The 8,158-nt window shown below is 70.2% G+C and carries 8 protein-coding genes; 1 reads left to right on the plus strand and 7 read right to left on the minus strand.

The annotated features are described in order from the left end of the window. Positions 1 to 57: 57 nt before the first annotated feature. Genes ACOJSN_RS11305 through ACOJSN_RS11325 form a run of 5 tightly spaced genes read right to left on the minus strand, consistent with a single transcriptional unit; the run spans position 58 to position 4,965 of the window. The gene (locus ACOJSN_RS11305) at positions 58 to 834 is read right to left on the minus strand and encodes a triose-phosphate isomerase (RefSeq protein ID WP_420112600.1); all 777 of its coding nucleotides are present in this window, start codon (positions 832 to 834) and stop codon (positions 58 to 60) included. Then, positions 827 to 1,318 (minus strand): ribose-5-phosphate isomerase, encoded by a 492-nt coding sequence (locus ACOJSN_RS11310; protein WP_420112601.1) that lies wholly within the window; start codon positions 1,316 to 1,318, stop codon positions 827 to 829. Before ACOJSN_RS11310 ends, ACOJSN_RS11305 begins: the two co-directional genes overlap by 8 nt. Before the next feature lies 1 nt (position 1,319). Beyond that, the gene (locus tag ACOJSN_RS11315; protein WP_420112602.1) at positions 1,320 to 3,026 is read right to left on the minus strand and encodes a dihydroxyacetone kinase family protein; all 1,707 of its coding nucleotides are present in this window, start codon (positions 3,024 to 3,026) and stop codon (positions 1,320 to 1,322) included. After that, positions 3,023 to 3,973, minus strand: a complete 951-nt coding sequence (locus ACOJSN_RS11320) for a sugar phosphate isomerase/epimerase family protein (RefSeq protein WP_420112603.1) — start codon at positions 3,971 to 3,973, stop codon at positions 3,023 to 3,025. Before ACOJSN_RS11320 ends, ACOJSN_RS11315 begins: the two co-directional genes overlap by 4 nt. Beyond that, on the minus strand, positions 3,970 to 4,965 hold the full coding sequence (locus ACOJSN_RS11325; RefSeq protein WP_420112604.1) for a 3-hydroxyacyl-CoA dehydrogenase family protein: 996 nt from the start codon (positions 4,963 to 4,965) through the stop codon (positions 3,970 to 3,972). Before ACOJSN_RS11325 ends, ACOJSN_RS11320 begins: the two co-directional genes overlap by 4 nt. 247 nt (positions 4,966 to 5,212) lie before the next feature. On the opposite strand from ACOJSN_RS11325, the gene ACOJSN_RS11330 reads away from it, so the two are divergent. Further along, on the plus strand, positions 5,213 to 5,941 hold the full coding sequence (locus ACOJSN_RS11330) for a FadR/GntR family transcriptional regulator (protein WP_420112605.1): 729 nt from the start codon (positions 5,213 to 5,215) through the stop codon (positions 5,939 to 5,941). A gap of 137 nt (positions 5,942 to 6,078) precedes the next feature. Here the strand turns inward: ACOJSN_RS11330 and ACOJSN_RS11335 are convergent, their stop codons facing one another. Further along, positions 6,079 to 6,846 (minus strand): SDR family NAD(P)-dependent oxidoreductase, encoded by a 768-nt coding sequence (locus ACOJSN_RS11335; RefSeq protein WP_420112606.1) that lies wholly within the window; start codon positions 6,844 to 6,846, stop codon positions 6,079 to 6,081. Positions 6,847 to 6,875: 29 nt separating this feature from the next. Next, positions 6,876 to 8,158 (minus strand): ABC transporter substrate-binding protein (locus ACOJSN_RS11340; RefSeq protein ID WP_420112607.1); only part of this gene is annotated, 1,283 nt, incomplete at its 5' end.

Here is an 8,158-nt window from a genome sequence, read left to right on the forward strand (position 1 = left end):
AACCTCCGCAAACTCGTCCGCAGCCACGGCTTCAGCGACCGCTGAGCCCGCACCGTTTCACGTGGAACGCTGCGCCACGATCTCCGCGAGTGCAACGAAGTCCGCGGCATCCCAGGCCGCGCGCCCCACGAACAGCCCGTCCACACCGGCGACGTCGATCAGCCCGGTGGCGTTATCCAGGGCCACCGACCCGCCGTAGAGCACCGGTCGACCCTGACCCACCGCGACGATCGAGGCCACGACCTCCGCGATGTCCTCCGGCTCCGCCGGCGTACCACTAGCCCCGATCGCCCAGACCGGCTCATAGGCCAGCAGGACCTGAGCATGATCCGGGACGCCGTCGAGAGCGGCCCTGACCTGCGCGGACACCACATCCACGGCCGAGCCAGCCGCCCGCTGACCCGCGTCCTCACCCACACACACCAACGGAAGAAGTCCGTGTCGCAGCGCCGCCTGAACCTTGAGGTTGACGCGCTCATCGGTCTCGCCGAAGTGCGCGCGGCGCTCCGAGTGCCCGATCTCAAGTAGCCGAGCGCCCGCGTCTTTGACCTGCGGCACCGACACTTCGCCGGTCCAGGGGCCCTCGTCCTCCCAGTGCGCGTCCTGCGCACCCACCAGCACGGGACCACCGGGCGGCAGCAACTCTGCCACCGTTGCGATCGCCGTCGCCGGAGGGATGACGAACGGCTGGAGGCCCGCTGCCCACGGGACGTCGACGAGCGCACCCGAGAACGCGCGCGCCTGGGCGAGCGTCTTGGTCATCTTCCAACTCGTGCCGATCCACGCCGTTGGCGGACCCGATCGAGATGCCGCGCCCGAACCGCCGTCAGCCACAGCGCTGCTCAGCGGCCTCCGCCAGGAGCTCCCCGCTGTCGTACCCCTCGATGGCCGCAACCTTCGGACCCGAGCTGGAGGCCGGATCGAACGTGTAGGTGAGCCACTCGCCGGCCAGCCGTCGAGCGAGCTCCAGCCCCACGACCCGCTGCCCGAAGCACAGCACCTGCGCGTTGTTGGAGAGCACCGACCTCTCCACCGAGTAGGAGTCGTGTGCGGTCACGGCGCGGATACCGGGCACCTTGTTCGCCGAGATCGCCACGCCGAGCCCGGTTCCGCACACGAGCAGCGCTCGGTCAGCGCCGCCGTCGGCCACCCGCTTTGCCGCCGCCACGGCGATGTGCGGGTAGTCGGTGTCGCCACCGGCGTCCACGCCCATGTCGATCACCTGATCGACGAGCCCCGACGCCTCCAGGTCCGCCTTGAGCGCCTCCTTGTAGTCGTACCCGGCGCTGTCCGCGCCCACCACGATCCGCAGTCCCATCTCATGCCTCCTTCGGAACGACTGTCTTCGCCACGAGCACGAACGAGATCGCACCCGGGTCGGCGTGCCCCACCGAGTGGTCTCCGTGCGTCTTCGCGCGACCCTTCTTCGCCTGCATCGCCGCGGTACCGTCCGCCGCATCCGACGCCACGCGCACCGCCTCGGCCCACGCCACCGCGAGATCGTTCCCGGCGGTCACCCGCTCGGCGAGCGCCTCCGCGAACGGGATCGCGGCGTCCATCATCGTCTTGTCGCCGGGTTCGGCCTTGCCCATCTCACGCATGGCCCCGACGGCGGAGGCCACCGCCTCGGCGATGTCACCGGGGGTGGGTGCCTCGGTATCGCCGAGCCGCTCGCCTGCGGCGACCAGCGCAGCGCCCCACAGGGCGCCAGAAGTGCCGCCGGCGCTCTCTGCCCACGCCTCGCCGACCTCAGTCAGCAGGGTCCCGAGCCCGACGCCGGCGGACGCGGCCTCGTGGCCACGCTCAGCCGCACCGACCACGCCGAGCACCATGCCCTGGCCGTGGTCGCCATCACCGGCGACCGAATCGAGCGCGCCGAGCTCGGCCTCGTGCTCCTTGAGCACGTCCACGACCTCGTCGAGCCTGCCCAGCGCGACGCCGGCGGCGGCCTGGGACGCTCCCGATCCGGACGTGCGCTCGGCGACCACCTGCTGAGGCAACGCGGCGCGCCGAGGGGGCGCCGCCGTCGTCGACCCGAAGGCGCCCCGCCGGAAAGCGGGCGTATCCACCGGTGCCCGCCACAGCGGCTCCATCTCGTCGTCCAGCAGGGTGGCGGTGACCGACAGACCGGCCATGTCGAGGCTGGTCACGTGCTCACCGACCTCCGGGTCCACGAGAGTGAAGCCCTCCGCTTCCAACCGTTCGGCCACGCGCGCGAACACCACGAACTGCTCCTCGTACGTGGTCGCGCCGAGCCCGTTCACCAGCACGGCGACTCGGTCACCACGATCAGCAGGGAATGCCGCGAGCAGCCGGTCCACCATGTCGTCGGCGACCTCCTGTGCCGTTCCCAACGGCACCTCGCTCAGCCCGGGTTCACCGTGGATGCCCAACCCGATGGCCAACGAGCCCTCTGCCACGGAGAACAGCGGGGCGTCCGCGCCGGGCAACGTGCACCCGGACATCGCGACGCCGATCGTGAACGTCCGGTCGTTCGCGTGGCGGGTGACGCGCTCCACGTCGTCGAGCGACCAGCCCTGCGCGGCCGCCGCGCCGGCGATCTTGAACACCGGCAGGTCGCCCGCGATGCCGCGCCGCTCGGCGTGCGTGTCCGATGACGCGATGTCGTCGGTCACCGTGAGGATCCGGGCCTCGATGCCCTCCTTGGCGAGCATCTCTACCGCACGGCTGAACTGCAGCACGTCGCCCGCGTAGTTGCCGAAGCCGAACAGCACGCCGCCACCCGCGTCGGCCGCGCGCGCCACCGAAGCCGCCTGCGATGCCGAGGGGGAGGCGAAGATGTTCCCGCACACCGCCCCGTGCGCCATCCCCTCACCGATCCAGCCGGCGAACGCGGGGTAGTGGCCGGAACCGCCGCCGAGCACGAGCGCTACCTCACCCTGAGGCGTCTCGGTCGTGCGCACGGCGCCGCCGTGCACGGCCATCACGCGGTCCGCGTGCGCTCGCACGAAGCCCGCGAGGACGTCGGCGGCGAACTTCTTGGGGTCGTTGACCAGGTGCGTCATGATGCAGGAGCCTCCAGCTTGGCGCGCAGGATGCGGCGGATGTAGTCACGGTTGGTGGCCGAGACGCTGAGCCCGTCTCCACCGTAGTGCTCCACGCACATCGGACCGTCGAAACCGGCGTCGAGTGCCATCGCGATCGCCTCGCGATAGTTGATGTAGCCGCTCTCGAGCGGTGCGGGTGCGGAGAAGTACGCCCCGGTGGCCGGGTCGTGGTCACGCAGGTAGTTCTTCAGCTGCCAGTAGTTGGTGTGCGGGAGCATCCGCTCCAGCATCGCCTTCCAGTCCTCCACCGGCTGGTGCAGCCGCACGATGTTGCCGATGTCGGGGCACAGACCCACGTTCGCGAGGCCGATGTCGGTCTTCAGCCTCACCGAGCTCTCGGAGGTGCCGAGGTAGGTGCCCTCGTACATCTCGAGCGAGATCTGCACACCCAGTCGCCCGGCCTCCTCCCCGATTGTCTGGAAACCCTCGACGGCGGAGGCCCAGACCGCGGGATCGTCCGGGTCTTCTTCGCCCTGGGCGAGCCAGAACCAGTGCGCCTCCTGCTGCGCCGGCGTCAGCGGCTGGTGCAGACCGAGGCAGACAAGCCCGACACCGAGCTCGCCGGCCGCGCGCACGGTGTCGAGCGCGAACTGCAGGTTCGCGGCCGCCCTGTCCGGGTCCTTGTCGATGATGCTGCGCCGCGCCAGCGGCACAGCGCTGATCCTCAGCCCGTACTCGCCCAGGGTGCGCAGCAGGGAGTCCCGGCCTGCGCCGTCGAGATCCGAGATCCGGATGTGCGAGGTGAACAGGTCGATCTCGGTGAACCCGGCGTCGGCGACCTCACCGAACACCGGACGCCAGGCGGCGGGGCCGGCCGTGGTGACGTCGCGGCCATCCGGAGTGGTGCCCTGGACCTGCGGGAGGCCGACGCCGATCGGCCAGGTCTGCGCGGTGGGTCGAGTCATGCGGGAAGCTCCTCGGTCTCAGTCTCGGTCTGGGTTCCGGGCATCGGGCCGAGCTCGGCGAGCAGTCGACTCATGCCGGTGTACGCCTTGGCGCGCCAGGCTGCGATCTCGTCCAGTGTCTCGGGCGGGTAGTCGCGGAACAGGCCGCGCCCGTTCTTCATGCCATGGCGGCCGTCGGCCACAGCCTCGGTGAGCACGGAGGGTGCGGAGAACCGGTCGCCGAGCTCGGCCTGCAGCAGGCCGAAGCACTTGTCGTAGACGTCGAGGCCGGCCATGTCGAGCATCGCGATCGGGGGGATGAACGGCATCCGGAACCCGAGCGTGGTGCGCAGCACGATGTCGACATCCTCGGCCGTGGCGTGGCCCTCGCTGACCAGTAGCAACGCCTCGCGCACGAGCGCGTACTGCAGCCGGTTGAGCACGAAGCCAGGGGCGTCGCCCACCACCGCGCCGACCCAGCTGGCACGGGCCAGCAGCGCCTTGACCGGGTCGAGCACGCCGCGGTCGGTGTGCTCGCCCACCACCAGCTCCACACCGGGGACCAGGTGCGCCGGGTTGCTCCAGTGCACCACGAGGAAACGCTCCGGACGTTCGACCGCATCCGCCATCCGCCGTACCGGGATCGTGGAGGTGTTGGAGCCGATGATCGCGTCCGGCGTGGCCGCGGCCGAGATCCGAGCGAGCACATCGCGCTTGATGTCGAGGACCTCGGGGACCACCTCCTCGATGAAGTCGGCGTCGCGGACCGCGTCCTCGAGCGTGGCGGCGGGGGTCAGGTTGGCCTCGACCGCGTCGGTGGTGCCGGCGGGCAGCAGCCCCGCCTCGACATCGCGCGCCACATCACGCAACGCCCGCGCCCGGCCCTGCTCCGCCTGCTCGGGGGTCGCGTCCGTCACGGTCACCGCAACCCCCGCGGCCGCGAGTCGCTGCGCGATCCCGGTGCCCATGTATCCGGCGCCGACAACGGCGACCCGCTCGATCCGTTCGATCATCCGTGGTGCTCTCTCTCCGCTGGGTGAGCAGTAACTCATCTGACGAGTTATCGAGAAGCCTAGCGCGCGTCGCTCACCGCGACCAGGGCCTGCCCACACGCCGAGATCGTAGGTCTACAGCGAGATCGTCGATCCATACCTCCGATCTCGGCACGAAACTACGATCTCGGCGGGCGGCGTGCCTTCCGCGTGACGGCCGCCCACTCATCAGCGGTGTTGGCGGCGGTTGTTCTGGCACCATGGGGCCATGGCGACGACCACGGACGAGCCCGACGGCGGGCGGGTGCCACCGCGCACCGCCTCGGACGCCGTGGTCGCCCACCTCGAAGACCTGATCTTCGACCACACCTACGGCCCGGGCGACTCGCTTCCTTCGGAGAGCGAGCTGTCGGCCGAGCTCGGCATCAGCCGGCTCACGGTCCGTGAAGGCGTGCGGTCGCTGGCGGCACGCGGGCTGGTGGAGGTCAGTCACGGGCGCCGCCCGGTGGTCGCCGGTCCGAACGCCACCCAGCTGCGCGACTTCTTCTCCTCCACCGTGCGGCGCGACGCGCGCGGTCTCCTCGAGCTGTTGGAGGTGCGGCTCGCGATCGAGGTGCACGCGGCGGAGCTCGCCGCCCGCAACGCGACCCAGCCCCAGATCGACAGCCTCGCCGCCGCGCTGCGCGCCATGACCGACGCCAAGGATGACGACACCTTCACCGCTGCGGACATGCGCTTCCACCACGGCATCACCGCCGCGAGCGGGAACCACATGATCAGCCTCATCGTCGAGGGCATGGCCGAGCCACTCAAGGTCGGGCGCCTGCAGAGCCTTCGCGGATACCAGCAGGGCCACCCCGACCTCGGCGACCTGCTCGACGAGCACCGCCGCATCCTCGAGGCGATCGCCGCTCACGACCCCGCCGGCGCGGCCCGCGCCATGCGCAGGCACCTTGCCACCACCCGCCGCGACCTCCTCCGCGCGTTCTCGACCTGATCCGCACCCCCGCTTTCAACGCTCTTCCGGCACCAGCCACCTCTCAACGCACTTCCGGCGCGTTGCCGAATCAGCGTTGAATCCTGCGCCGTGCCGAAAGAGCGTTGAAAGGCGCGCCGTGCCGAAAGAGCGTTGAGTCAGTGCATGTACATCCCGCCGTCGACGTTGAGGGTCTGGCCCGTGATGTAGCTCGACTCCGCGCCGAGCAGGAAGTTGATGGCGGAGGCGATGTCGTCGACCGTGCCGACCCGCCCCACGAGCACGTCCGCCGCCATCGCCGCCTTGCGCTCCTCGGTGAGGGTGCCGCCCATGATGTCGGTGTCGATCGGGCCGGGAGCGATCGCGTTGACCGTGATCCCGTACGGACCGAGCTCGCGGGCGAGCGCACGCGTGAGCCCGATCAGCCCGGCCTTCGCCACCGAGTACGGCGTCTTGGAGTAGGTGCCGCCACCTCGCTGCGCCGACACCGACGACAGCGACACGATGCGCCCCACGCCGGTTCGCACCATGGCCTGGGCGACCCGCCTCGTGACGTGATGGACGCCGTCGAGGTTGACACGCATGACCCGGCCCCACTCGCCGTCGGGCAGGTCGAGATAGGGGTCGGGCGAGCTCACTCCCGCGATGTTCGCCAGCCCCACGATCGGGGGGAGGTCCTTCTCGAGATCGTCGACGGCGGAGCGCACCGCCTGCTCGTCGGCCACGTCCACCCCCATCCCGACGGCGGCCACGCCGTGCTCGGCGGCGAGGGCCGCCGCGAGCGCGGCGACCTCCTCGCCCTCGATGTCGAGCAGTCCGAGGGACCAGCCCTCGCGTGCCAACCGTTGCGCCGTCGCCCGCCCGATGCCGCGGTGCGAGGCCGCTCCGGTCACGATCGCCGTGCGCTCCGTGGGAAAGGTGTCCATTCCGCCGTCCTTCGCCTTCTGTCGTTGTCTCAGTACGTGTAGTCGACGCCGCGTTCCCAGTCCGGGAACTCCCAGTCCGCGCGACTGACCTCGGCCCCCTCGGCGACAGCCGACTCGATCGCTTCGTCAAGCGCGGCCGAGTTGGCGTCACTGAGGTCCACCAGAGCCTGCCTCAGGTCGGTGATCTCGCCACCGAGGTAGCCCTGGATGACGTCGCCGAGCTCAGGCGCGACCGGCGCCTGCTTGGCGTTGACCTTCGCGACCTCGACGTTCTTCACGATCGGCTGGGGTGCGCGGAACACACGGGTACGGAACTCCTCCACCAACCAGGCGTAGGGCTCGATCACGTCGGCGTCAGCAACGACGTCGAGCAGGATCGGCGGCTGGTCCATCCCGGCCGCGAGGGCGGTCTGGTAGTCCTCCTGCGTGAACGTCTCCACGAGCTGGCTGGCGAGCTCGGCCATCTGTGTGGTGCCACCCACCACCCAGTCCGCGCCGCGTGCTCCCTTGGTCGCCACGACGTCCTCACCGTTCGGCGTGGGCATCCCGGCGATCGCCATGTCGGGCAGCATGTCCGCGTTGAGCGAGCGCACGGCGCCGGGCGAGTACGGGCCGTCCATGTGGAACGCGATCTCGCCGGCGGCCCAACGGCCACGCGCGTCCGGGATCTGGAAGCTGTTCGAACCGGGCAGCAGGAACCCCTTGTCGGAGATCTCCTTGTACAGCTCGATCGCGTTGATGTAGGAGTCGTGGTGGTACTCGTACTCGCCGGTGTCGAACCGCAGTCCGGTGAAACCGGGAAACCCGCCTGCCTGAGCAAGGTCGTCGATCTGCTCCCGCATGCGCCCGGTGGCTCCCAGCGCCATCGTGATCGGGGCGTAGGTGCCGTCGTCGGCCACGAGCTGCAGCGCGGCGATCAGCTCGTCGTAGCTGGTGGGCGGCTCGAACCCGAGCTCCTCCTGAATGCGGGCGTTGTACCAGGCGATCCCCACGAACTGCTTGTCCGTGAAGGTCGGCATCCCGTAGATCTTGCCGTCGAGCATCGAGAGCCCTTCCACGAAGGTGCCCTCGGGCAGCCGAGCCCGAGTCTCGTCCGAGACCGTGATCTCGTGGATCCACCCGGCCTCGACGAGGGCCGGGATCGGGAGCCCGACCAGCGGTGTGTAGACATCGGGCAGCTGATTGCTCTGGTTCGCGAGCTGCAGGGCCTCGGTGGCCGCGCCGGGCTCGTTGTAGGTGTGCTCGATCGTGACGCCGAGCGTCTCGCTGTAGGTCACGGCCCATTCGTCGTGCAGCGCCTGCAGCCCACCGA

The sequence above is a fragment of the Pseudactinotalea sp. genome, from assembly GCF_048594945.1.
GTDB lineage: Bacteria > Actinomycetota > Actinomycetes > Actinomycetales > Beutenbergiaceae > Pseudactinotalea.